21 protein-coding genes are annotated in these 23,863 nt (G+C 35.9%); 10 read left to right on the top strand and 11 right to left on the bottom strand.

Going from position 1 to position 23,863, the window contains the following annotated elements; genetic code table 11:
* Positions 1-18 precede the first annotated feature (18 nt).
* The 8 genes from OLM61_RS02140 to OLM61_RS02105 all read left to right on the top strand — a co-directional run bounded on the left by OLM61_RS02140 (position 19) and on the right by OLM61_RS02105 (position 9,625).
* Positions 19-1,275: an alpha/beta hydrolase-fold protein gene (locus tag OLM61_RS02140; RefSeq protein WP_264524888.1), complete on the top strand. Its 1,257-nt coding sequence runs from the start codon at positions 19-21 to the stop codon at positions 1,273-1,275.
* Between the two features lie 21 nt (positions 1,276-1,296).
* Positions 1,297-1,689 carry an ACT domain-containing protein gene (locus tag OLM61_RS02135; RefSeq protein WP_264524887.1) on the top strand — a complete coding sequence of 131 codons (393 nt, stop codon included), beginning with the start codon at positions 1,297-1,299 and terminating at the stop codon, positions 1,687-1,689.
* Between the two features lie 178 nt (positions 1,690-1,867).
* The gene (locus OLM61_RS02130) at positions 1,868-2,485 is read left to right on the top strand and encodes a hypothetical protein (RefSeq protein ID WP_264524886.1); all 618 of its coding nucleotides are present in this window, start codon (positions 1,868-1,870) and stop codon (positions 2,483-2,485) included.
* Between the two features lie 203 nt (positions 2,486-2,688).
* Complete coding sequence (locus OLM61_RS02125; protein WP_264524885.1) at positions 2,689-3,093, top strand: GNAT family N-acetyltransferase; 405 nt, start codon at positions 2,689-2,691, stop codon at positions 3,091-3,093.
* 259 nt (positions 3,094-3,352) lie between these two features.
* Positions 3,353-3,736 carry a hypothetical protein gene (locus tag OLM61_RS02120; RefSeq protein ID WP_264524884.1) on the top strand — a complete coding sequence of 128 codons (384 nt, stop codon included), beginning with the start codon at positions 3,353-3,355 and terminating at the stop codon, positions 3,734-3,736.
* 173 nt (positions 3,737-3,909) lie between these two features.
* Positions 3,910-4,992: an efflux RND transporter periplasmic adaptor subunit gene (locus tag OLM61_RS02115; RefSeq protein ID WP_264524883.1), complete on the top strand. Its 1,083-nt coding sequence runs from the start codon at positions 3,910-3,912 to the stop codon at positions 4,990-4,992.
* Positions 4,993-5,016: 24 nt separating this feature from the next.
* Entirely contained in the window at positions 5,017-8,184 is a 3,168-nt protein-coding gene (locus OLM61_RS02110; protein WP_264524882.1) for an efflux RND transporter permease subunit, read from the top strand.
* Positions 8,177-9,625, top strand: a complete 1,449-nt coding sequence (locus OLM61_RS02105) for a TolC family protein (protein ID WP_264524881.1) — start codon at positions 8,177-8,179, stop codon at positions 9,623-9,625. Before OLM61_RS02110 ends, OLM61_RS02105 begins: the two co-directional genes overlap by 8 nt.
* A gap of 98 nt (positions 9,626-9,723) precedes the next feature.
* Here OLM61_RS02105 and OLM61_RS02100 read toward each other — a convergent pair whose 3' ends face one another.
* From OLM61_RS02100 to OLM61_RS02080, 5 genes are all read right to left on the bottom strand, one after another.
* A complete protein-coding gene (locus OLM61_RS02100) occupies positions 9,724-10,845 on the bottom strand; it encodes a nuclear transport factor 2 family protein (protein WP_264524880.1) in 1,122 nt (373 codons plus the stop codon).
* 104 nt (positions 10,846-10,949) lie between these two features.
* Positions 10,950-11,978: a helix-turn-helix transcriptional regulator gene (locus tag OLM61_RS02095; protein WP_264524879.1), complete on the bottom strand. Its 1,029-nt coding sequence runs from the start codon at positions 11,976-11,978 to the stop codon at positions 10,950-10,952.
* A gap of 183 nt (positions 11,979-12,161) precedes the next feature.
* Positions 12,162-12,668, bottom strand: a complete 507-nt coding sequence (locus tag OLM61_RS02090) for a YybH family protein (protein WP_264524878.1) — start codon at positions 12,666-12,668, stop codon at positions 12,162-12,164.
* A 156-nt stretch (positions 12,669-12,824) separates the two neighbouring features.
* Positions 12,825-13,634 carry a helix-turn-helix domain-containing protein gene (locus tag OLM61_RS02085; RefSeq protein ID WP_264524877.1) on the bottom strand — a complete coding sequence of 270 codons (810 nt, stop codon included), beginning with the start codon at positions 13,632-13,634 and terminating at the stop codon, positions 12,825-12,827.
* Positions 13,635-13,807: 173 nt separating this feature from the next.
* A complete protein-coding gene (locus tag OLM61_RS02080) occupies positions 13,808-14,557 on the bottom strand; it encodes a DeoR/GlpR family DNA-binding transcription regulator (RefSeq protein ID WP_264524876.1) in 750 nt (249 codons plus the stop codon).
* A gap of 84 nt (positions 14,558-14,641) precedes the next feature.
* Here OLM61_RS02080 and OLM61_RS02075 point away from each other — a divergent pair, with 84 nt between their 5' ends.
* The gene (locus tag OLM61_RS02075; RefSeq protein ID WP_264524875.1) at positions 14,642-15,190 is read left to right on the top strand and encodes a 5' nucleotidase, NT5C type; all 549 of its coding nucleotides are present in this window, start codon (positions 14,642-14,644) and stop codon (positions 15,188-15,190) included.
* A 145-nt stretch (positions 15,191-15,335) separates the two neighbouring features.
* On the opposite strand, the gene OLM61_RS02070 is transcribed toward OLM61_RS02075, so the two are convergent.
* On the bottom strand, positions 15,336-17,042 hold the full coding sequence (locus OLM61_RS02070) for a sensor histidine kinase (RefSeq protein ID WP_264524874.1): 1,707 nt from the start codon (positions 17,040-17,042) through the stop codon (positions 15,336-15,338).
* Between the two features lie 56 nt (positions 17,043-17,098).
* Positions 17,099-17,281, bottom strand: a complete 183-nt coding sequence (locus OLM61_RS02065; RefSeq protein ID WP_264524873.1) for a hypothetical protein — start codon at positions 17,279-17,281, stop codon at positions 17,099-17,101.
* A gap of 331 nt (positions 17,282-17,612) precedes the next feature.
* Here OLM61_RS02065 and OLM61_RS02060 point away from each other — a divergent pair, with 331 nt between their 5' ends.
* Complete coding sequence (locus OLM61_RS02060; RefSeq protein ID WP_264524872.1) at positions 17,613-18,230, top strand: hypothetical protein; 618 nt, start codon at positions 17,613-17,615, stop codon at positions 18,228-18,230.
* Positions 18,231-18,547: 317 nt separating this feature from the next.
* Here the strand turns inward: OLM61_RS02060 and OLM61_RS02055 are convergent, their stop codons facing one another.
* From OLM61_RS02055 to OLM61_RS02040, 4 genes are all read right to left on the bottom strand, one after another.
* Positions 18,548-19,900 (bottom strand): GH1 family beta-glucosidase, encoded by a 1,353-nt coding sequence (locus OLM61_RS02055; RefSeq protein WP_264524871.1) that lies wholly within the window; start codon positions 19,898-19,900, stop codon positions 18,548-18,550.
* 570 nt (positions 19,901-20,470) lie between these two features.
* On the bottom strand, positions 20,471-21,526 hold the full coding sequence (locus OLM61_RS02050; RefSeq protein ID WP_264524870.1) for a type I restriction endonuclease: 1,056 nt from the start codon (positions 21,524-21,526) through the stop codon (positions 20,471-20,473).
* A 163-nt stretch (positions 21,527-21,689) separates the two neighbouring features.
* Positions 21,690-22,589, bottom strand: a complete 900-nt coding sequence (locus OLM61_RS02045; protein WP_264524869.1) for a hypothetical protein — start codon at positions 22,587-22,589, stop codon at positions 21,690-21,692.
* Between the two features lie 5 nt (positions 22,590-22,594).
* Entirely contained in the window at positions 22,595-23,863 is a 1,269-nt protein-coding gene (locus tag OLM61_RS02040) for an ABC transporter permease (RefSeq protein WP_264524868.1), read from the bottom strand.

Here is a 23,863-nt window from a genome sequence, read left to right as displayed (position 1 = left end):
GAAAAAACTCAATAAGAAATGGATAGCTTACAAATTGTTTTTAGAAAAAAAATACTCTTCCTCAGTTTATTCACCTTGCTAACTAGTTTTGCATTTGCACAGCAAAAAAATAAAATTGAAATAGGAACGATCGATAGTATTTCTTCTAAAGTTTTGAACGAAAACAGAAAAATATGGATTCACCTTCCCAAAAGCGCGCTAAATGCGAGTCTTGCAAAACAAAAATATCCGGTCGTTTATTTACTTGATGCCGAAGGACACTTTAGTTCGGTTGTTGGAATAATTGAAGAAATGAGCGAAGTAAACGGAAATACAAATTGTCCGGAAATGATTGTAGTGGGGATTACGAACACCAATCGAAATCGCGATTTAACCCCTACACATTCGGAGGTTGATCCACCATTTGTACCAAAAAGCCTAAGTGACCAATCTGGTGGAGGAGAAAAATTTGTCGAATTTCTGGAGAAAGAATTGATTCCGTATATCGATGGTAAATATCCTACGACGCCTTATAAAACCCTGATCGGGCATTCTTTCGGAGGTTTGACAGCATTGAATATCCTGACCAATCATACTAATTTGTTCAATGCGTATCTTGCCATTGATCCAAGTATGTGGTGGGATCATCAGCAATTTTTAGCTGAAACTGAAAAAAAAATAGAAAACAAAAAACTGGCAAATGTTTCCTTATTTATGGCAGCGGCTAATACAATGGATGATAGTATGAATGTGGTAAAAGTTCGAAAAGATACCACGGTTTTTACCAGACATATTCGTTCCATTTTAGATTTCAATGATTTTCTGAACAAGAATAAAAAGAGCGGACTGAATTATCAATACCAATATTACAACGATGATAATCATGGATCTGTGCCGTTGATTGCAACCTATGACGGTCTTCGTTTTTTGTTTAAATTCAATCAGTTAAAACTTTCGATACCGGAGCAAATTAATTTTAATAAAGCTGTTTTTACTAAAATTGAAAAGCATTTCGAAAATGTATCAAAACACTTAGGGTACAAGGTAAGCGTTCCCGAGAACGTGGTAAATGCGTATGGCTATCAGTCTTTGGGTAAAAAAGATATGGAGCTGGCAGGTTATCTGTTCCGGTTAAATGTGGCCAACTATCCTCAAAGCCCAAATGTGTATGATTCGCTTGGAGATTTTTATGAAGCAAATGGCGATAAGAAAAATGCCATTGTCAGTTATGAAAAGGCGCTGATATTGGATAAAAACTTTTCGGAAGCAAGAGGAAAACTCGAAAAACTAAAATAATCGATTTAACAATAACTTAAAATGTCAGGAGAAAAAGATTTGCAAAAATTGCTTAAAAGCATGAAACCGGAACATATTGCAGGGGATTATGTTTTTTGTAAAGTCGAAAAATTAGAAGGTATTGAACTGAATGATGTTGTGATGTTTTTTAAAGAGAAAGAAGCCATCACACTGATTTTGAAAAAAGAAGCGGCAGCGGCTTTAAAGTTGGAGTATTCCGTTGTAATGTCCTGGATAACACTTACTATACATTCGTCATTAGAAGCAGTTGGCTTAACAGCTGCATTTTCGAAAGCACTTTCAGAGCATCAAATAAGCTGTAATGTTGTGGCTGCATTTTACCACGATCATATTTTTGTGGCCCAAAAAGACACAGAGAAGGCAATAGAGATCTTAAATTTATTTTCGGTCTAAATTAAGCTAAATCACTGGATAATAGCAATAAACACAGGGTGATTTAAAATTTAACTTTTTTCAGGTTTATTTTAGGTAAGTTTTTTATTACATTTGAATTAAAAAAAAGTTAAAAATCAAGCGGAAGTTTAATATTAAAAAACTACGTTTGCAAAAAAATGAAAACCCTGAATTATTAATGAAAAAGAAACTATTTTTTATTGTTTTATTAATCACTTGTAAAAATTTTGCTCAAAACAACGCTAAAATCGCATTTCAGAAGAGCAGATATGAACTGGCTTTAGACTACTACGAAAAGGCAGATTATAAGAAAGCGATTGATTTATTTTACGTTGCTTCCAAAATTAAACCTGACAATACAATAGGTCAGGAATCGATTAAAAAAGTAGATACTTTACGAACAGTTTTGAGAGAAAACCTTTTAAAGCTGGCTGTAGGGACTTGGAAAATGATTGGAGATAAGCCAGTTTGGGCCGCCAATCAAACGACAACGACTTCACAAAAAGAGGTTGATGAGTTAATTGAAATCAAAGACGGTGAAATCTTTTCTTATGAGAAAAATAAGAAAACGCAGGAGAAAAAACTCATTAAGTCTGAGAAATTAGTGTATTACAACAAAGAGAACACAGATGCCTTGTTTTCAGACATTATTTTATCCGACGGAACCGTTTGGAATTGTACGATAAATGAAAAAGGAGATGAGCTGCATGTCATCAATGTGGGCAAAGTGACTGATGGAGTTATCGAAAAAATAACCAGCGACAATACGGAGCGGTTTTACATTAAAGTAGAATAGTAAAAAAGGGAATCAATTTTGATTCCCTTTTTTTATGAAACCCGTTTGCATTTACTATAATATTTCTGCTAAAATCAATTTTTCTATAATTCGATTGATTTGTTGTAGGATTTTGATAATGAATAATTTGGGATTGTTCGGGGAAGAATAAAATATATTTGTAAAATCGTGTAATTTTGATGCAATCCAAAAGAAGTTAAACAATGAAAATCAAAGCAATTAAAGCTTCTCAGACCTGGCAGATCAGACATGAAGTGATGTGGCCGGATCAGCCTTTTGAGTTTGTGCAATTAGAAGAAGATGTTTTAGGACTGCATTTTGGTGTTTTTATTGCAGAAAAATTAGTGGCAATAGTTTCTTGTTTTGTGAATAATAACGAACTACAGTTCAGAAAATTGGCAACTCTGGAAGAATATCAGGGAAAAGGCATCGGATCTGAACTTGTAAAATACATTTTGAAGTTGGCAAAAGAGAAAAATTTGAAAAAAGTCTGGTGTAATGCACGAAGCAGTAAAAAATCTTTTTATGAGAAATTCGGATTGATAGATACCCATCAGACTTTTAGAAAAGCAGGACAGGAATTTACCATAATGAAAGTTTTGCTCTAGGAAACAAAATGAATTTTACGGAATAAAACATACAGGGTCAGATATTTGCGATTTTGATGTTTTTTTATTGATTTTAAGAACCTTATTAATTCGATTCTGATACGGACTTAATTTTTTATGATTTTTTAGCAAAAAACGATATTTTTTTATCAGAAATAGTGTGTAATAAAATCATGAAAACGTTTTCGCCTTTTTTAAATGTTAAAGCTTATAAAAAAATCTTTTTTTCTTTCGATACTTTCCTTACTTTCGCACCCAAATGAGAAAGTTAGTAGTATTTTTAGTATTCATGAATTTGCTTCTGTTAGGCGGAGGGCAATATCTTAATGCGGGTACTCCTAAAGATACTCATCCTCATAATCTTGAGAAAAAGCACCGGGTAAAATTCACCAATCAGGAACAAGGCAGTTCAATTATTGAAGATGCTGATATTGATACTGAAGAAGAATATCTTGGAAGTGATGATCTTAAAGATGGACTTACGAATAAGTTTTTTGCAACAAACTACAGTTTACTTGACAGTTGGTACCTTTCCTTTGCAAGTCAGACTGGTGTAAATGATTACAATCGTTTTAAAATCTTCCTGCCATTTTGTGGCAACTCAAATCCTATCTACATTACTCAACGAGTTTTAAGGATTTGATTCAACAGTATACATCGGTTACCTAAGTTGTGATCTGAATATTCTGTTGATGTATTTTTTTCTACCTCATCTTATATGAAAGTTAAGTTCTGACTAAGGCTGGCTGATGCATTTTTTCATCTAAAGGAATCTCTGTATTCCAAGCACTCAATCGCTTAATTTCCAATAAAATCATGAAAAGAATTATCTTGTTCACTGGCTTAATTGCCCTAGTGTGCCTTACTAGCTGTACAGCTAAAAAAGAAGAGAAAGAAGAAGTAGAAAAATTTACGGCTACCAATGCAGTAAGAATAGACACTTCGTTTACGAAACAGTACGTTTCACAAATTAAATCGGTACGAAACATTGAAATTCGTGCTCAGGAAAAAGGTTTTTTACAAAACATCTATGTCGATGAAGGACAATTTGTAAAAAAAGGGCAGCTGTTGTTTAAAATTATGCCAAACATGTATCAGGCAGAATTATTGAAAGCACAAGCTGAACAAAAATCAGTAGAAATCGAACTGCAAAATGCCAAATTACTGGCAGACAAAAATATCGTTTCTAAAAACGAACTAAGTGTAGCACAGGCAAAATTGCAATCTGCAAGAGCCGAAGTGGCATTGGCAAAACTTCATTTGTCATTTACAGAAATCAGAGCCCCGTTTGACGGAACTATCGACCGTATCCCTTTAAAATTAGGAAGTCTTATTGATGAAGGCGAATTGATGACGAGTCTTTCAGACAACAGTCAGATGTTTGCATACTTCAACGTTTCAGAACCTGAATACCTGCAATATGAAACCAATGTAAAAGACCGTGCTGATAATAAAGTAAGTCTGGTTTTGGCTAATGGCGAAACTTTTAAGGAAAAAGGAAATGTAGAAGTTATTGAAAGTGAATTTAACAATGAAACCGGAAACATCGCTTTCAGAGCGCGTTTTCCTAATTCAGGGAAATTGCTTAGAAATGGAGAAACCGGACAGGTTCAAATGCTTGTACCGCTTAAAAATGCAATCGTAATTCCACAAAAAGCGACGTATGAAATTCAGGATAAAAAATACGTTTTTGTGATCGATAAAAACAATAAAGTAAACTCAAGAGAAATCACCATAACAGGCGAAATTCCTGATTTGTACGTGATCAGAACCGGACTTACCGAAAATGACAGAATTTTATTGGAAGGCGTTCAGAAAGTAAAAGAAAACGACAAAATCAAATATGAATTCCAATCTCCTAAAGCGGTAATGAACAATTTACGCTTAAAAGCAGAATAGGTTTAATCATTAAAATACGATAAAATGTTTAATAAATTTATTCAAAGACCTGTACTGTCGATAGTAATATCGCTTATAATCGTCTTTTTAGGAGTATTGTCGGTATTGAATTTACCTATTACACAATTCCCTACAATCTCACCACCAATGGTGAACGTTACTGCTGATTATCCAGGATCTAATGGTGAATTGATGATCAAGGCGGTTATTATTCCTTTAGAAAGAGCCCTGAATGGAGTTCCGGGAATGAAATACATGGCGTCTGATGCCGGAAATGACGGTGAAGCAACTATAAAAGTAGTGTTTAACTTAGGAACAGATCCTAATCAGGCTGCGATTAATGTGCAGAACCGTGTGGCTTCGGTTACCAATAAATTACCTCCGCTGGTTATTAGAGAGGGGATTAAAATTACACGAGAAGTACCGAGTATGTTGATGTACGTGAATCTTTACAGTACAGATAAAAATACCGATATGAAGTTCTTGTACAACTACGCCGATATCAACGTACTTTCAGAATTGAAAAGGGTAAACGGTATTGGTTCAGGAGATATTTTAGGAACTCGTGAATATGCGATGCGTATCTGGCTGAAACCAGATCGTATGCTGGCTTATAAAATTTCTGCCGATGAGGTAATGGAGGCATTATCAAGTCAGAGTTTGGAGGCTTCTCCGGGTAAAACAGGAGAAAGTTCCGGTAAACGTTCTCAGGCGTTTGAATATGTATTGAAGTATTCCGGGCGTTTTACCACAAAAGAGCAGTATGGAAATATTGTGATCAAGTCAAATGCTAATGGAGAGCTTTTACGTTTGAAAGATATTGCCAATATTGAATTTGGCAGTTCTATGTATGATATTTATTCCAACTTAAATGGTAAGCCATCTGCAGCTATCGTATTAAAACAGTCTTTCGGAAGTAATGCCAATCAGGTAATTGAAGAGGTAAAGGCTAAATTGGAAAAAATCAAACAAAAATTTCCAAAAGGAATGGATTATGAAATTTCATATGATGTTTCTAAGTTCCTGGATGCTTCTATCGAAAAGGTAATTCACACTTTGGTTGAAGCTTTTATACTGGTAGGTTTAGTCGTATTCCTTTTCTTAGGCGACTGGCGTTCGACCGTTATTCCGGCAATTGCGGTACCGGTATCGTTAATTGGAACCTTTGTATTCATGACATTCTTTGATATTTCATTGAACTTAATCACCTTGTTTGCTTTAGTATTGGCAATTGGGGTCGTCGTCGATGATGCGATTGTAGTGATCGAAGCGGTTCACGCCAAGATGGAAGAAGAGCATCTGTCAGCGTTTAAAGCGACTAAAAAAGCGATGCATGAAATTGCAGGGGCGATTATTGCGATTACCTTCCTGATGGCGGCAGTATTTATTCCTGTAGCCTTCATGTCTGGTCCTGTGGGAGTATTTTACAGACAGTTTTCGGTGACTATGGCAACCGCAATTATACTTTCGGGTATTGTGGCTTTGACATTGACACCGGCACTTTGTGCGATGATGTTGAAAAATAATCACGGTCAGCCTAAAAAGAAAACACCGATCAATGTGTTTATAGACGGTTTTAACAATAAGTTTAACCTAGCTCAGGGTAAATATCAAAATGTATTAGCCAAAATCGTAAACAGAAGAGCTGTTACGATTGTTGCTTTGGTAGGATTTTGTGCCGGAACATGGTTAATAAGCAGTACCGTTCCGTCCGGATTTATTCCGAATGAGGATCAGGGAATGTTTTATGCGGTTATTCAGACACCTCCGGGTTCATCATTAGAAAGAACCAATAATATTGCAGAAAGAGTTCAAAAGATTGCTGAAGACATTGATGGGGTGAAATCGGTTTCCTCGTTAGCGGGTTACGAAATTCTGTCTGAAGGTACAGGAGCCAACTCAGGAACCTGTTTGGTGAATCTTAAAGACTGGAGCGAAAGAAAAGAATCTGTTTTGGAGATTATGCATGAGATGGAGGAAAAATGTAAAGACATTGCGGGAGCAAATATCGAATTTTTCCAACCGCCTGCTGTACCGGGATATGGTGCTGCGGGAGGATTTGAGCTTCGTTTATTAGATAAAACGGGTTCAGGAGATTACAAAAAAACCGAGCAGGTAAATAACGATTTTGTTGCTGAATTGAACAGACATCCGGAATTATCAAATGTATTTAGTTTTTATAGTTCCAGTTTCCCTCAATACATGATGAAAGTCGACAACGATTTGGCACAGCAAAAGGGTGTTTCTATCGAAAATGCGATGAACACTTTGTCAACTCTTGTGGGAAGTAACTACGAAATTAGTTTTATTAAATTCGGAATCAACTACAAAGTAATCGTTCAGGCTTCGCCGGAGTATCGTGCTCAGCCGGATGATATTTTAAAACTATATGTAAAAAACAACCGCGATGAAATGGTGCCTTTTTCTGCTTTCATGAGATTGGAAAAAGTATACGGGCTTTCTGAAATTACCCGTCACAACATGTACACTTCTACACAAATTAGTGGTTCTGCTGCACCGGGTTATAGTTCTGGTACGGCCATTAAAGTTATTCAGGAAGTAGCCGCCAAAAAATTACCAAGGGGATATGACATTGACTGGGCAGGTATTTCTGCCGATGAGGTGGCACAGGGGAATCAGGCCATTTGGGTATTTTTGATCTGTTTGGGATTTGTGTATCTGGTACTGGCAGCGCAATACGAGAGTTTTATTTTGCCGTTATCTGTAATTCTTTCTTTACCGGCAGGTATTTTTGGTGCTTTCCTTTTACTGAAATTAACAGGATTGGAAAACAACATTTATGCACAGGTGGCCATGGTAATGCTTATTGGTTTACTGGGTAAAAATGCCGTACTGATTGTAGAGTTTGCGATTCAGCGACATGCCGCAGGTAAATCAGTTCTTGAAGCAGCAATGGAAGGAGCTAAAGCGAGGTTCCGTCCAATTTTGATGACTTCATTTGCTTTTATTGCCGGTTTATTACCGCTTGCTTTTGCTACCGGTCCGGGAAAAATTGGAAACCGTACTATTGGTACAGCCGCTGCGGGAGGTATGCTTATCGGAACTATTTGTGGGGTGTTTGTAATTCCGGGCTTGTATTACATTTTTGGAAAAATAGCAGAGAAACACAAATTGGTGAAACATGAAGAAGAGAATCCATTAACAGAAGAAATTGACAACAATCATGTATAAATTCAAAACCTATCAATACGGTATTGCATTGAGTATATGTCTTACGGTTGCAGGGTGTAAAGCCCCTGCTCCTGAGACAGCAGTAACAAGCACGCCGGTTCCGGAGTCATTTGGTGCAACAGCCCAAACTCAGGATGTAAACAATAACACCTCAGCACTAAGCTGGAAAGATTACTTTAAAGATCAAAATCTGGTTGACCTTATTGATGTTGCCCTGAAGAACAATCAGGAGTTAAACATTACGTTGCAGGAAATCGAAATTGCAAGAAACGACATCCGTGTAAAAAAAGGACTTTTATTACCAACTGTTGGTGTTCGCGCCGGAGCAGGAGTAGAAAAAGTAGGTCGTTATACCAGTCAGGGTGCAGGTGATGCCAACACCGAGATCAAACCGGGTGTAGAAACCCCTGATCCGTTGGGAGATTTTACCATTTCGGCTTATGCCAATTGGGAGGTAGACATCTGGAAAAAACTGCGCAACTCTAAGAAAGCAGCTTTAAACCGCTATTTAGCAACCGTTGAAGGGAAAAACTTTGTGATTACCAATCTTATTGCTGAAGTGGCCGATTCGTATTACGAATTACTGGCTTTAGATACGCAGTTGGATATTGTAAAACAAACCATCAAATTGCAGAGCAATGCTTTAGAAATTGTAAAAATTCAGAAGCAGGCCGCCAGAGCTACCGAACTAGGAGTGAAGAAATTTGAAGCTGAGGTTTTAACTTCAAAAAGTCTTGAATTTGGAATTCTTCAGCAGATAAAAGAAACGGAAAATAAAATCAACTTTTTATTGGGAAGATATCCACAGGAAATCAAAAGAACCAATACAAACAACTTCCTGAGTTTGTTACCGGCAGCGGTAAGTTCAGGAATTCCGTCTCAGTTATTGGCGAATCGCCCTGATGTGAAGCAGGCAGAATTAGAATTAGTAGCTTCAAAATTAGATGTAAAAGCGGCTCGTGCCGAGTTTTATCCTTCTTTAAATATTTCGGCTGCGATAGGAGTACAGGCTTTTAAACCTTCTTATTTGCTTACTTTTCCGGAATCTATTTTGTATTCATTGGCCGGAGATCTTGCCGCACCTTTGATTAACAGAAATGCAATTAAAGCTGAATTTGCAAGCGCAAATGCAAGACAGCTTCAGGCCTTGTACAATTACGATCGTACCATTTTGAATGCTTATTTAGAAGTGTCCAACCAGCTTTCTAAGATCGAAAACCTGCAAAAAGGATATGATCTTAAATCGCAACAGGTAGATGCCTTAAATACTTCAATAGACGTTTCTAACGATTTGTTTAAATCGGCCAGAGTCGATTATTTTGAAGTTTTAATGACACAACGTGATGCATTAGAAGCAAAATTAGAATTGGTAGATACTAAAAAAGAACAATTAAATGCTGCAGTCCATGTGTACAGAGACTTAGGCGGTGGTTGGAAATAGGAGTAATAGTTAGTTTGTAGATAAAAAGCCTTTCAGGAGTAAATTCCCGAAAGGCTTTTTTAGTTGATCGTGGAAGTTTAAATGTGTGCGATAGCGTATTACTCTTTTTTAGTATTGTTTATTAATTCTATAATCTTTGAAGCCACTCCGCTTGACGATTGAAAATTTTGTCCGGTAACAATTCTTCCGTCCGTTTCGACATGGGAGACGTTACGTGCCGAAAACTTAAAAGTGCCGCCTCTTTCTTCAATTGTTTTTTGAATTAAAAAGGGGAAGTACTTAAAATATTCGTCACCTTGTTTTTCATAGGAATCCGGGTAACCGCTAATTTTTTTTCCTGCTACCAAATAAGCACCATCACTCGTTTTTAAGTTCACTATTCCTGCAGTTCCGTGGCAAACAGAAGAGATAATCCCCTTGTTCTCCTCATATACTTTTAAAGCAATAGTCTGAATTTCTTTATTTTCAGGCACATCATACATCGCAGCTCCGCCACCAATGTAATGAACGGCTTTGTAAATTTTGGAATCAATTTCTGCTGGTTTTTTGGTGTTTTTTAGGGCATACATAAAATCCGGGTCAAATAAATATTGCTTTTGTAAAGCATCGGAGGTGTTGATATAGGCTAATGGAACACTTCCGCCTTCCGGGCTCACAAAATCAACCGTATAACCTGCTGTTTTAAAAGTATGGTAAGCATTTACGATTTCAGGAAAGCTATTGCCCGTTGCCAGGTTCGATTTGCCATAATAGTGCGCATTAGAAACGATAAACAGTATGCGCTGTCCCGACTTGTTCGTGCTTAAACTACTCGCCGATTTGCTGATTATTTTCCATTCACCCTGAAGCTTTTTGAGTAAAAACAAATCAATAAACTCCATTTTTTTGTCGGGAATCAATATCTCTGCTTTGGCTAAAGCGATATTGTTATACAAATCAATTGAAATTATTCTGCCCAGACGGCCATTAAATTGTCCGGGATTGTCTTTCTTAAACCATTTGGCATATTCGCTGGCAGGTACAATCCAAAGCTCCTTGTCTTTATGACTTAAAAAGAGATTGGCCTCAGCATAAAATGCCTTTTCGATGTTTTCAGGTCTGTTGTAAGAACTGCCATCAATGTAATTTTCAATGCATTTTTTAACGGATGCCTCTTCGGTCTGCGCCAACAAATAACCTGACGACAATAATAGCGCAATAAAATAGATAACTTTTTTCATAAGCTTTTTGAAATTTAATTTTTCGCAAAGCTATAGGGAGTGAGATTGAATGGGGAATAAATATATACTTTAGGACTCCTAATGTATAAATTGAGAGAAAAAAATCAGGTTTTTGCGTAATTTACAGGTGTTGTGCCTGTCGCTTTTTTAAAGGCGCTGTAAAAAGTACTGCTCGAATTGAAACCGCAATACTCGGCTACCACTTCCATTTTTAGATTACTATCCTGTTTCAGAATTTTCTTTGCTTCTTCAATTCGGTATTCGTTTATAAATTGCGTGTAACTTTTGTTCAGATTATCATTTAAAAATTGCGACAAAAGCTGCGGACGTACCTTGATTTCCTGTGCCAATAAACTTAAGGTCAGATTCGGATTTTTGTGCATGTTTTTGGAATGAAAAGCAACCTGTATTTTTTCAAAAATATGATCGACTTCTTCACTTTCTATTTTGTTGACATATTTTTCTTTTTTAGGAAGTACCTTAAAAGTTTGATTTCGTTTGTAAAACACCACCATACCGGACAGATATAAAGCAAAAGAAAGCGACAGAGCCCCCGAAATATAAGAAGTATAGGTAGCTGTAAAATAAGCCAGCCAGATCAGAAAGACACCGCTTAGTACCGAGAGCATCCAAACCTCATCATAATTAACCTTACCGGACTTTGTTACAATCTTCCCAAATAATTGTTTCAGGGAAAATGCGGAGAGCACAACAAAGACAATCCATTGTAAATTGATAATGAAATAAATGTATTTTTTCCATAATACTAAATGGGTCTGATAAGGAGCAAGGACTCCTACAAAGACAATGAGGAATAATAGAAAAAGAATGGAATACTTCGCTAAAGTTACATTTAAGGAATTTAGTTTAGCCTTGATATAAAAAAACAGAAAGGGACCTATTAGAAAACAAGCCGATAAACCGATTTGCAGATAGGTCTTTGAAATCGTAGGGTTAAAGTAAAAAAAGATGGACTTCCAGATTCGGATACTCAGAACGGCTAGTAAGCCACCCAAAAAGAAGTTGGAAATGTTCTTTTCTTTGGTAAAAAAGAAAAAGTACAGGCTTAAGATTGTGCTGTTGAATGCACCTAATGCGCTGAAGAAAAATAATATCTGGTTGTCTAAATACATTTGCTTATGGTACAGTTCTAAATCGCTTTTTCTGTTTTACGGCAAAAGTTCACAACTTCGTAAAATTGTGAACTTTGTGGCTGTATTCCTTCGGCTAAGATAAAAATTCCTGTGAAAGAAAAATAAGCAATTATCAGATAATTCGCAATTGGTTAAAATTGCTTTTAGCGGACTCTTTTTTTCTTATTTGGCTTGACGATTACTGCTAAACGAATCGCGGAACATCTTCCAGCCTTTGTCCGTTTTCTTCCAAAGAACCAGAAACTTACCGTCGTCCATTAATTCGCCTTTTGAATTGTAAGACTGCCATAAACCTTCCTCGGTTACGTATTTTACACCATCACCATATACCGCTGTGGTGATAAATTTTCCGCCTCGTAAGCCATATTCATCGTATGCTTTTCTGAAAAAATTGGCAGCACCTTCTTTTCCGTAGATTTGAGGAGCATTTGGGAGTAAAATGGACGCGTCTTCAGCATATCGGTCTATAAATATCGACGGATCATTGTTTTTAAAGGAATCAAAATAGATGGCGTTGCTTTTTTGAATTGCATTTTTTGCTTCGTCTAAAGCTGTTTCAGTGTTTGGTGCAGAATTACAGCCTGAAAGCAATAAGATAAAGGCAAAGAGTTTTAATGCCGCATAAATGTGATTTCGGTTCAATTCCGATGAGTTGTTAAAAGTATTCATATTAAAGTTTTTAGATTTACTATTATTTTTATCAAAGGTAGTAAGCGTAAAAACTTCTGAATTGTACAAATCGGAACTGTTTTTTTATAGTAAGGTGTTAAGGTTCTGAGGTGCTAAGCTGCTAAGGGATAGTGTTGTTAATGCTCAATAGTACCTTTAAAGAATTAATTGATTGATCGGGAATTGATTCTCTAAATAGGAGGTTGGTGTCGTTCCTGTAAAGAATTTAAAATCTCTTATAAAATGAGACTGATCAAAATAACCGGAATCATAAGCAATAGAGGTAAAAGGATATTCGGTATTGTTGATGAGCTTCAGACTGTGTTGAAAGCGTTTAATTTTGTTGAACGATTTCGGAGCAAGTCCGGTATGCTGGAACACCAGTTTATGAAGGTAACGCGGTGTTATGCCGTATTTTGCCGAAATGTTATTGATGTTGCTTTCGGTTGGCTCACTTAGTAAACTCGATAAGATATGGGCCACTTTTTCAATTTTGTCCGATCGCTTAGGGTTTGTTATTATTTTTTTGATTAAAAATGTTTCGATCAGCTCAATTCTTTTTTGGATATCGGAAGTTTCTAAAAGCTGACTGTGTAAGTTCTTTATCGGATTGCCAATTATATCTTCGAGATCAAAAATATGGTTGTTAAATACTCCAATTTCATCCTTAAAAAAGTAGGCTGCGGTATGCGTGTAGAACCGAATGCCCAGCATAGTATGTTTGCCTTTTGATTTTATAGGAAGAGGTTTGGTGATCTGTCCCCACAACTCAATTTTTGGAGTTTTGTGAAAGTTTTTATCCACCAATGACTCCCAAATCCCATCACCAAGATTAAAAATGATTTCCATTTCACCACTCGGAAACACCGTATCTTCAAATGCTACATCTGAATCGGATTCAAAAATATAGTAATGTTTGATATAAGGTTTTAGAATTTCGGATGGTGGAAAATGTTGTAATTGCATTTTACTGACGTTTAATTCTCAAATAGTAAATGAATTTTTATTGTTAACTTGTTGATAAGTGTAAAGTTATGAAAAAAATGCAAAACAAATTTAAAATTGTAAAACGTACCAATCACAAAGACAGGTTTGAGTATTGTAATCGAAATGTTACGGTTTAATAGTATCTGACTGTTTTAAACCAGTATCACTCCCGCATTTAGATACGGTTTTAAACTTTCATCTTCGGGAGCAATATTAGTCACCAGTACATTAATATCCTTAATTGGGCAGACTGAATACGCTTCAGCTGTCCCTACTTTTTCGATAGAACCCAAAGCAATGACAAAATCAGAATGTTGAATCATGTTTCTTTTTATTTGCGAATCATCGTATAAAACTCCGGTAACCCCACGCTCGTGATGAATGCTGCAGAGTCCAAGAATACAAATGTCGGCCCTGAAATTTCTAAAAAAATCGATCGTTTCAATACTGGCAGTAGTAAAGGAAGTTTTGCACATTCGTCCACCTGCAAAAATCAATTCAATATTAGGTAAATCTTCAATGAGTGCCGCTACAGGAAAGCTGTTTGTGATCACAGTGATCTTTAAATCGTAAGGGAAACTGGCGACTAAAGCCAAAGAAGTGGTTCCCCCATCGATAAAAACAACCTGACCGTCTTTTAAAAAAGAGATTGCTTTTTCGGCAATTATCTTTTTGTTTTCAAGATCGTGTTTTTCCCGGTTTCTAAAATGCAGCGGAATTGGAGAAGGAGCAACCGCACCACCGCGAACAGCCTTTAATAATCCCTGATCCGAAAGTTCTTTCACATCTCGTCTTATCGTGTCTTCAGACACATTTAAATAGGCACTAAGCTCCATTAAAGTAAGCCGGTGTTCTTTTGATAAGTACTCTAAAATTACTTTTTGACGTTCTTCTTTTTTCATTAGATGCAAATTTATATTGCAAAAATAAGTTAAAATTGCAATACTTTGCAATATTTGCGTAAATTTGTTGCAAAATTAATCAAGATGAAAAAGAAAACGATTGCCATTGACATGGATGGCGTACTTGCCGATATCGAAATACAGTTAATCAAACAGTACAATAACGAGAGCGGAGCTTCACTTACCAAAGAGACTATTCAGGGGCTGAGTGAAGAAGACGCTTTTAAAGACAGAACTCTTTTGCGTGAAATTTTAAATGCCGATAATTTTTTTAGAAGTCTGCCTGTAATGCCGGATGCTGTCGAAAGTTTACGCCGATTACAGGAAAACTTTGAAATTTTTATTGTTTCTGCTGCAACCGAATTTCCGGTATCATTGGCCGAAAAAGTAGCCTGGCTTGCAGAACATTTTCCTTTTATCAGCTGGGAAAACATTATTTTGTGCGGAAGCAAAAGAATCATCAATACGGATTATATGATTGACGATCACCGTAAAAATTTAGATCATTGTATGGGAAAACCGATCATGTTTACAGCATTCCATAATGTTAATCAGACACATCATTTAAGAGTAAACAACTGGAAAGAAGCCGTTGAAGTTTTAGAAAAAGACATCGTAACCGATTTGAACTAAGAGACGACAAAATAGCATACAGGAATTTGTTATCAACCTGTTTTTTGAAGGAAAAACCTTTTGAGAGTAATCTTGAAAGGTTTTTTATTTTCAGTTCATCAGGAGCTGAGGGATTGCAATTAGGATGTTAAATTTTTGTTTGTATTTATTTCGGTATGGATAGGTTTGCTTTAAATCCTTTATCGGGTTCTGTCTCAAAATCAATGGTTCCTTTAACAGCCTGAATGCGGTGTTCCATGTTTTGCAGGCCATTTTTTGCGGTACTGGCTTTTTCAAAACCTTTACCGTTATCTGTATAATGTATGGAGATTGATTTCTCTTTATTTTCAAACTTTATTCCAACTATACTAGCCTGGCTGTGTTTTTTCATGTTCACCATTAATTCCTGTAAAATCCTGCTGATGGTAATTTTTTTGGTATCGTTAATCGCCTCCCAGTTGATCGTTTCTAAGTTGGTTACAATGATATTTCTTTCGTTGGTATTGTAAGTCGAAAGCATTTCTTTGATACTGCTGGTAAAATTTACACCCGTATCAATTTTATTGTTCTCTCTCGAAATTCCTCTTACACGACCGTAAATATCATCTAATTTTTGGAGCAGATTCTCTTTGGTACTTTCTTTAGACAGGGACTGGGACTCGGCAAAAGCAATCACATGGAATACATCGTTTGCCAATTCATCGTGGATTTTTTTAGCAATTCGGGCTTCGGTTATATAGGAAGTCTTAAATTCGATCGCTCTGTTTTTATTTTTATAGTAGCGAATTACAATTACAATTAGAACCACTAAGAAGAAGAAAATAATTGCAGATACAATTCTCAGGTATTGAGCTCTTTGAAGAGAGAGTAAATTCTCTGCTTTTTCTAAACGAAGTTTTGCGTTTTCATCCTTTTCTTTTTTAGCATCGTATTTAATTTTAGCAAACTTATTTTTGAAGTTGTTTCTAATTTTAATAATGCTGTCGTTTAGTTTAAAATACTTTTGGACATATTTACTGTTTTGAGAACTGTGATCGTTTGAAATTAAAATTTGGAGTGCTTCCAATCTTTCGTCTACACTGTTTAGCTTTGTAGCAACCCCATAAGCAGCAAGAGCATTTTCATTTGATTTGTGAATGTCTTTTTTAGCATAATAATCGGCGAAGTGCAGATAACTTTCAATACTGCCGTAAGCATCTTTAATTTCATGTCTGGTGAGGAGCGCTTCATTCATTAATTGAAAACCTTTTTCATCTATTCCGTTTTTAAAATAGGCATAGCCTAAATTATCCAGAAGTATAGCTCTCCTAATCGATTGAGGTTTTAATTTTAATTTTTTGCTTAAAAGAGATTCTAAAAGAGCAATGGCATTATCATATTTTTTTTGTTGAATATAAACCCCTGCAATATTGCCTAAAGGACCTAACTTTTCAATGGGATCTTTAAAATCATTTGCAGCTTGTTTGTAATAAAGAATTGCATCATTATAAAGAGAAAGCTCTTTGTCAGCAACCCCCAATATATTATTTATACAAGCCGTATATACGCTCTTTTTTTTAAAATAGACTAATGCCTCCGTAACCGTTTCCTTACTGCCATAATGATCTCCGTTTATTTGCTGTATTAAGGATATTTGAATGAGTATGTAACCAATATTGGCACTGTCTTTTAAAGTTTCATAAAGTACTTTCGATTTGCTATACTCGTAAAAAGCAGTATTAAAGTTTTGTTTTCCAAAATTTTCATTTCCTTTATTTCGTAAACTAAGCGCTTCTTTTCTGATCTTTTCTGTGTCTGTATTTAGAGTCTCTTTTTCTTTACAGGAAAAAAGAAAAAGAAGAAGAATAAAATAAAAAAACGGGGACCGTAACATATAAATTTACTTTCCCCGAAAATAGTAATTAATTAGATACTAAAAATATATATTTATTAAATATCTGGCGGCGGAGGCGGTGGTGTTTTATCATCACCTGGCCCATCTGCAAAAGTTGGTTTTGCAGGTTCAATTGATTTCTTTGTTTCCTGTTTGGTTTGAGTTTCGTATTCATCAGGTGTACAGGAGAACATGGTGAATAGTATCGTGAAAGCGATAAAAATTATTAGCTTTTTCATTTTATTTAGATTTAGAAATTAGACATGGGTATTGCTGACCGGAGTTGATCCGGAGGTTGGTTAGGACAATACCAATTTGGTTTTTTGGGAAGTACAATGTGTAGAACTGTAAGACGTTATCTATACTTCCCGAATAAATTCGGTCTTACTGTTTTTTTACACTGTTAATTTGAACTAGTTTTATATTTTTGTTTTAATCTGCAGATAAAACTTGAACTAATTTCTATGGCAAAGTAAAGACGCTTTTAAGCCTTTATTGGTAAGGGATTCCCAGAATTCCCACGTTTTCCTGAGATTCCCAAAAATTCCTAAAAAATCCTAAAAAAATAACATGCATAGCCAGACTTTAGAAGAATTTAAAAAAGCGATTAAGAATAAATATGAGATTGAGAAAGAAGGAGAATATTTCGATTATTTGTACAACCCCTCCCGTGGAAAACTCCGTGATTTGTGTTGGATTATCTATGAAAATAACCCGACTCAAGACGATTTAAATGTTTTTAGAAATTTATTGTGTCTGGATTTTGACCATACGAGAAAGAATAAGTTTAACGAACAAAAAGACAAGTTCAGACCCATCGAAACGTTTTTTAAAGGCGAAACTGACCCATCGAATATTGATGCGATAAATCTGGCGGCTGTTATCGTCGATTTTCAGCCACGCCCTTTTAAAAAGTTCAATGAAAAATGCCGAATCAATGAGGCCAAACACATGGTAAGTGTTGTCGAAATGAATGCAGCGGCTCAGATAGAGATCATAGAAGAAGGTAATCTTGTGGAAAGCTACCCTCAAAAAGGAAATCGTTTCTATAATTTTAAGTACGTACTCTCTAAAAAAATAGTTAAGAAAATCTATCCAAGAAAAATAATTACAGCTACGGTTGGGGCGGTCGCTTTTGTGTCTTCTGCGCGTTTGTACTTTGTGAAGAAAAAAGACCAAACGGAATAGTTTCTAAAGGAAGTCGGAAAGCATTCTGAAAAAGAGAATGCGTGAAGAAGGGTGTAAAAGAATAATTTTTTGAGGCGCAATTTGGGCTTTTAGATAGTTTGTTTTTCGGCATATAGGTACTGTTATTTATAATATAAAGATAAGAAAAAATAACCAATAAACCTAGTGAATACAAGGAAAATAGGTGTTTTTTTGCTATAAAAAAGCACTTTTTTTGGGAACTTTGTAGCCCTATAACCTTAATTTTTATGTCGAAATAATTTGTTTTTTAGGGCTAATTGGATTGTCGTGAAATGGCTTTTGCAGCGCTGGTAATTTTAGGATAAAAAATCTTTAAACCACAATCCCGAATGTTTAATAGTTCTTTGCTGTGTGTCGAAATCGACGTGTATTAATCCAAATCGGGCGTTGTAACCCTCGGCCCATTCAAAATTATCGGTAAGCGTCCAGACAAAATAACCGTCCACGGCAAGGCCGTCTTTTTTGGCTTTGAGTATTTGCTCTAAATGATCCTGAATGTAATGCGTGCGTTTGATGTCGTACACCTTTCCATTTTTTAGTGTGTCCGGAAAAGCGGCACCATTTTCGGTAATAATGATTTTTCTGATGCCTTCATACGCGTTGAATTTTTTGAGTACCTGATAAAGAGCAGGCGGGTACACTTCCCATCCCATGTCGGTTGAAATGACATTCCTTTTTTCGGCACTGATCAGTTCGGCACCAATGTAAGGAATGAGCAAAGACGATTTTACAACTTCGCGGGTGTAACATTGCAGACCTATAAAATCAAAGTCGAAAGACAAATTATTGAGATCATCTTCTACAATATAAGCATTTAGTTTTTTTAATACAGGCAGATCGGCCTGAGGATAACCTAAACCTAAAATAGGTTCAATAAAAGTTCGGTTTAATAGCGTATCCACTCTTTTTGCCGCCTCAACGTCTTTTGAAGAGGATGTTGCCGGCTCAATGTGTGTACAGGAAAATGTGGTGCCAATATGGGCATCCGGTATGTGGTTTCGTATTATTTTGGCACCCGCAGTTGTAGCTAAAGTGACATGGTGCATGGCTTTCAGGTAATTGGTAATACCTTTTTTTCCTGGGGCATGAATCCCCAAAAAGTATCCTGCTCCCGTAAAAACCGAAGGTTCGTTGATCACCATCCAGTTTTTAACACGATCACCAAAATGCTGCACACAAACGGCAACGTATGCTGAAAACCAACTAACAGATTCACGATTGGTCCAGCCTCCTTTTAGTTCTAAATCATGAGGTAAATCCCAATGATAAAGTGTAATCCAGGGTTCTATTCCGGCGGAGAGCAGCGAATCAATAATTTTGTTGTAATAGGCTATTCCGGCCTCATTTATTGGAGAAACTCCGCTAGGCATGATTCTGGGCCAGCTGATCGAAAATCGGAAATTCGGAATGTTCAGTTCACGGATTAAGTCAATATCGTTTTGGTACGAATTGTAAAAATCGCAAGCGGTTAAGGCATGATGTCCGTTTTTTATTTTTCCTTTTTGAGAAGTAAAAACATCCCAAATCGAACGTCCTTTGCCATCGGTATCAGGTGCGCCTTCAATTTGGAAAGCGGCGGTTGAAACACCCCACAAGAAATCATCTCCAAACTGGTTTTTGTGCAAAAATGAGGTCTCAACTTTATTCATTCAATTGTGCTTTCCTTTTTAAAATTGTCGTTTATTAATGAAGGAAAGAAGATTGCATGGCTCTTAAAAAAAGCCATTCTTTGAATGAAACCAGAAAATTTAGATTAAAGAATTTCATGATATTTAGTTTTAATCAAATTAATAAAACTAATGTGAATTAAATGTAAAGTGATTATTATCAAATGATTAAATGATTCTGGTTTGCCTTAAAAAGATCAATCTTCCCAACCGCATAGGCTAAGTCCAAGACCTTGGGCACGCTTCAGAGTTACTTTCGTAATTTCACTGCGGCAAGAGGTCAGACCACGGCAATTTTCATTGTAATGGAATTTTTTGGCACCTGTTGGACCGCAGATGTATACTTTGGCTTCAAAAGGGTGAAAAGAGGCCGGAACTATAAGAAGAAGGAGTAAAATGTATTTCATAGGAATGGGTTTTGGATTTCTTACGGAGTAATTACCTCCTGATAAAAAGTGCTTCTTTTGAGGAGGTAATCTTCTTTTGCAGCTTTCAAATAGTAGGCGTATTAATAGTGGGATATTTGAATAGTTAGTTTATGGGGAACGTGTTTCATTCCGTTTCATAAAGTCTCACTGTATCCAATAACTCTTTCCCAAATTGGTAAATATCGTCAATCGATGCAATCGCTGTTTTTGTCTCGTTTTTGTTGTCGTTAAAAAGACTGATGTATTTTTTTCCTCCGTTAAGGTGAAGACGACAAAGCGGTTTGCGATTGTTATCGTCCAGCAAAATTCCGAAATAGGATTGGGTGTCACGATATACAATTCGGCTTGTGGGAAGTTTTTGTCTTAATATGGCAACTATAATACGATATCCTTCAAGTTCTTCTTCAGTGGTTTGTATTTTACTTTCTTCTTCAAGGAAAGCGATTTGTTCTTCCTGCTGCTTGATGGTTTCTTTGGTAAGAGCAGCATTTAGGCGATCGTTGATTTTTTCGTTAATGTATTGACTGAAAGATTTTTGAACCAGATCTTTAAATTCGTCCATTACTTTTTCAGTAAGCCTTCCGGTGTATACTTTACTGGCAAAAAGTTTGGTAAAATCATTGGAAGGATTTTCGAGTTCTGCATTAATCTGCTTTTTGATTTCTTTGATGTATTTTAAAGAACTTGCATTACTAATGATATTATCAACGTCAAAACTGCTTTTATGAAACTTAGAAATCTCGTTGATTGTGTTTTCTTTGAGGTTGGTAATGTCGAATTCCAGAAAGGGCTTCTCGTCCATTTTATTCTGATCGTCCAAATCAGTAAAAAATTGATAAGTAATACCATTGGTCAAAAGAGCAAAACGAGTTTTGGTTACATGAAAATAGCGAAACAATTGTGAATTATGGATTGTTAGGTTTTCTTTCCAGCTTTTACACTCTACAATTATAATGGGCTCGCCATTTTGAAAGATGGCATAATCTACTTTTTCGCCTTTCTTTAAACCGAGGTCTGCGGTAAATTCCGGAACGACTTCCAAGGGATTAAAGGCATCATAGCCTAAGGCATGAATAAAAGGTAAAACAAAAGCATGTTTGGTAGATTCTTCGGTTTCGATTTTGCTTTTTAGCTGAGTAATTTTATCCGCTAATGATTTAAGTTGAAGATTGATTTCCATAGGTTCTATAGTTTAAATTTACTATTCAAATGTAGAACCATTCCAATCCGGTATTTTACGGAAAACCATAATGAGGAGAGTTTTTGAAGAATTTTTGGAATTTCTGTAAATGGAAAAAAGAGGACAATAAAATTCCTCTTTAAACGGCTTCGTTTTCTTTGACTTATTTCTGACGCAGGATAAAATCTTTAATAATCTGTTCCATATTAGAAGGCAGATCTGCATTTTTGATTTCAAAACGATCCACTTTCATTTCTGTAAACCATTTTGTCCAATAGGCCGTAATGACTTTTTCTTCATAAGGATTTTTTTTACCCGGATTAATGCCTAAAACAAGTACTTCAAGATTGGATAAATTTTCTCCTATTTTAATGAAGCCAAAATCTTGCTCCTGTAATTTTTTATTCCAGTCTTTGGTATTTAGTCCATTTTTTCTGATCAGTTCCGGTGTGAGATAGGTCGTTCTGTTGCCTTCGGTTATTATGGTGTTCTCATGATACATATAACCATCGGTTAATACGATTAAAATATTTCGATAGTTTTTTTCAACGCACTGATCTTTTGCTTTGGTATCAAAAAAGTTCCAAATATCAGACCCAATAAAATGATCGTCTTTTATGGCAGAATCATAGATTTTGGACGTTTGTGCGGCATAATTTGAATTTATAGAATTCAGTAAATTTTTAGAAGCATTGTTTTTATCAATAGTGATTCTGAGATTTTTAGCAATTGTATTGATTTCGGGATCTAGAGGTTCCGGATTAAAAAACAATTGCATTTTATCGTCAATCTGCCTTATTCTTTTGGTTTTTAAATGCTGTGTAAAAGCTTCAGAAACAGATTTTATGTATCCCAGATCTCTTTGATAATATTCCATTGTTGGATTTGGATTTTTGGTCAAACTTATTCTGTCCGATAAATCAAGAAGGATACTGATGTTGTAGTTTTCTGATAATGGTTCTTTGGATGAGGTTTCTTTTTCTTCCTTGCCAGATTCCTGCCTGCACGAAAAAATTGAAACCAGCAGTAGTGCGATCGCAAGTATGGTAAGACTGTTTTTCATGGTTGTTAGTTTTTGGAATATACTAAATGTTGAAAATCGGGATCAACTAAGTTCAATCTGTTTAAGTGTTCTTCGGAGGACAGTTCACAGCTTTCTAACAATTCACTTTTTTCAGTATAAGGAAGTGCTATTTCGGTACTAATCGCCTGAAACCATCCTTCTTTGTATTGATGGTGGTAGTGCAGATATTCTTTTACCGGAAATACAAAACCATCTATTTTAGATTGTAATTCTGAAATTTTTCCATTGATGGTCACGATCTGCTGTTTAAAATCATTGATCTTGTTTAGATATTCGGTTTTTAGTTTATCTAAATCCAGTAGATTTTCTTTTTTGCCTCTGATAAAGGCTCTGATTTTATCAATGTTTTCAAATTCTTTCATTACAAAATCAAAGACAAGCCCCCAAATAATATACACCACAAACCCGGCAAATATGATCATCCAAAACTCGGCTTCCCCTAAGGCAATGTTTAAGTTGTAGGGAGCAGAATCGGTAGTTTTATTAAATTCATATATTTTCTTTTCGATCTGATAGGCCAGCAACGCATCAAACAAAAAGGTGGTGACAAACAGTGCAACCATTCTTAAGATATTTTTTAGCCCTTTTCCTTTTTGCACCATATGAATTACATATCCCAGCCCCATAAAGACAAATGGAATTGTAACGACTAACACTCCTTCAAGCCAGCTTGCTTTAAAAGAATTGGTTAAGGCATTGGCATCAAAAATGGCAGCAGTAAGACTGTCATTGGCGAATTCTTTGAAGAAAGCAGAGTAGGATGCCGAAATATAAAACACCAGTACATAAAGCGTAATGGGAAGCAATAAGAATAAACCAATGTAGAATTGCGCTTTCAGACCTTTTCCATCTTCAATTCCGTATTTATCGGGATTGCGTTTTACTTCAATGATTTCATTTTTGATCTGGTCAATTTCCTCATTTATATCCTGTTCTTTTTTTTCATAGATACCAATAGCGGCCTCCGACTTTTTAAGCTCGGTTCGGTTTTTCTCCTGTTCTTCTTTGTAAGGCTGCTTTAATCGGTCCTGTTCCAGTTTTTGTTTTCGGCACTGATCTTCAAAGCTCATGTACAAATTTTGTAAACAGGCTTTTAAAACAATAGGTTTTCCGGTTGCTTTTATGGATGCTGCAAACCCACTTTGGTAATACGTTATTCTGATTTGCTCGCGATCATTTTCATTTTCCTCAAAAGCATTCGTCTGAATATCGTCTGTTTTTTTTAAACTAAATAGTTGTGTAAGTGATTTCAT

The organism is Flavobacterium sp. N502536, from assembly GCF_025947345.1.
In the GTDB taxonomy this organism is placed as follows: Bacteria; Bacteroidota; Bacteroidia; order Flavobacteriales; family Flavobacteriaceae; genus Flavobacterium.
The sequence above is the reverse complement of the archived record's forward strand: the minus strand, read 5'-3'. Positions and strand labels throughout refer to the sequence as shown.

What these genes read in the sequence shown, in the direction of transcription:
- OLM61_RS02140 (WP_264524888.1), top strand. Translation starts at nt 19, where the DNA reads ATGGATAGCTTACAAATTGTTTTTAGAAAAAAAATACTCTTCCTCAGT.
- OLM61_RS02135 (WP_264524887.1), top strand. Translation starts at nt 1,297, where the DNA reads ATGTCAGGAGAAAAAGATTTGCAAAAATTGCTTAAAAGCATGAAACCG.
- OLM61_RS02130 (WP_264524886.1), top strand. Translation starts at nt 1,868, where the DNA reads ATGAAAAAGAAACTATTTTTTATTGTTTTATTAATCACTTGTAAAAAT.
- OLM61_RS02125 (WP_264524885.1), top strand. Translation starts at nt 2,689, where the DNA reads ATGAAAATCAAAGCAATTAAAGCTTCTCAGACCTGGCAGATCAGACAT.
- OLM61_RS02120 (WP_264524884.1), top strand. Translation starts at nt 3,353, where the DNA reads ATGAGAAAGTTAGTAGTATTTTTAGTATTCATGAATTTGCTTCTGTTA.
- OLM61_RS02115 (WP_264524883.1), top strand. Translation starts at nt 3,910, where the DNA reads ATGAAAAGAATTATCTTGTTCACTGGCTTAATTGCCCTAGTGTGCCTT.
- OLM61_RS02110 (WP_264524882.1), top strand. Translation starts at nt 5,017, where the DNA reads ATGTTTAATAAATTTATTCAAAGACCTGTACTGTCGATAGTAATATCG.
- OLM61_RS02105 (WP_264524881.1), top strand. Translation starts at nt 8,177, where the DNA reads ATGTATAAATTCAAAACCTATCAATACGGTATTGCATTGAGTATATGT.
- OLM61_RS02100 (WP_264524880.1), bottom strand. Translation starts at nt 10,845, where the DNA reads ATGAAAAAAGTTATCTATTTTATTGCGCTATTATTGTCGTCAGGTTAT.
- OLM61_RS02095 (WP_264524879.1), bottom strand. Translation starts at nt 11,978, where the DNA reads ATGTATTTAGACAACCAGATATTATTTTTCTTCAGCGCATTAGGTGCA.
- OLM61_RS02090 (WP_264524878.1), bottom strand. Translation starts at nt 12,668, where the DNA reads ATGAATACTTTTAACAACTCATCGGAATTGAACCGAAATCACATTTAT.
- OLM61_RS02085 (WP_264524877.1), bottom strand. Translation starts at nt 13,634, where the DNA reads ATGCAATTACAACATTTTCCACCATCCGAAATTCTAAAACCTTATATC.
- OLM61_RS02080 (WP_264524876.1), bottom strand. Translation starts at nt 14,557, where the DNA reads ATGAAAAAAGAAGAACGTCAAAAAGTAATTTTAGAGTACTTATCAAAA.
- OLM61_RS02075 (WP_264524875.1), top strand. Translation starts at nt 14,642, where the DNA reads ATGAAAAAGAAAACGATTGCCATTGACATGGATGGCGTACTTGCCGAT.
- OLM61_RS02070 (WP_264524874.1), bottom strand. Translation starts at nt 17,042, where the DNA reads ATGTTACGGTCCCCGTTTTTTTATTTTATTCTTCTTCTTTTTCTTTTT.
- OLM61_RS02065 (WP_264524873.1), bottom strand. Translation starts at nt 17,281, where the DNA reads ATGAAAAAGCTAATAATTTTTATCGCTTTCACGATACTATTCACCATG.
- OLM61_RS02060 (WP_264524872.1), top strand. Translation starts at nt 17,613, where the DNA reads ATGCATAGCCAGACTTTAGAAGAATTTAAAAAAGCGATTAAGAATAAA.
- OLM61_RS02055 (WP_264524871.1), bottom strand. Translation starts at nt 19,900, where the DNA reads ATGAATAAAGTTGAGACCTCATTTTTGCACAAAAACCAGTTTGGAGAT.
- OLM61_RS02050 (WP_264524870.1), bottom strand. Translation starts at nt 21,526, where the DNA reads ATGGAAATCAATCTTCAACTTAAATCATTAGCGGATAAAATTACTCAG.
- OLM61_RS02045 (WP_264524869.1), bottom strand. Translation starts at nt 22,589, where the DNA reads ATGAAAAACAGTCTTACCATACTTGCGATCGCACTACTGCTGGTTTCA.
- OLM61_RS02040 (WP_264524868.1), bottom strand. Translation starts at nt 23,863, where the DNA reads ATGAAATCACTTACACAACTATTTAGTTTAAAAAAAACAGACGATATT.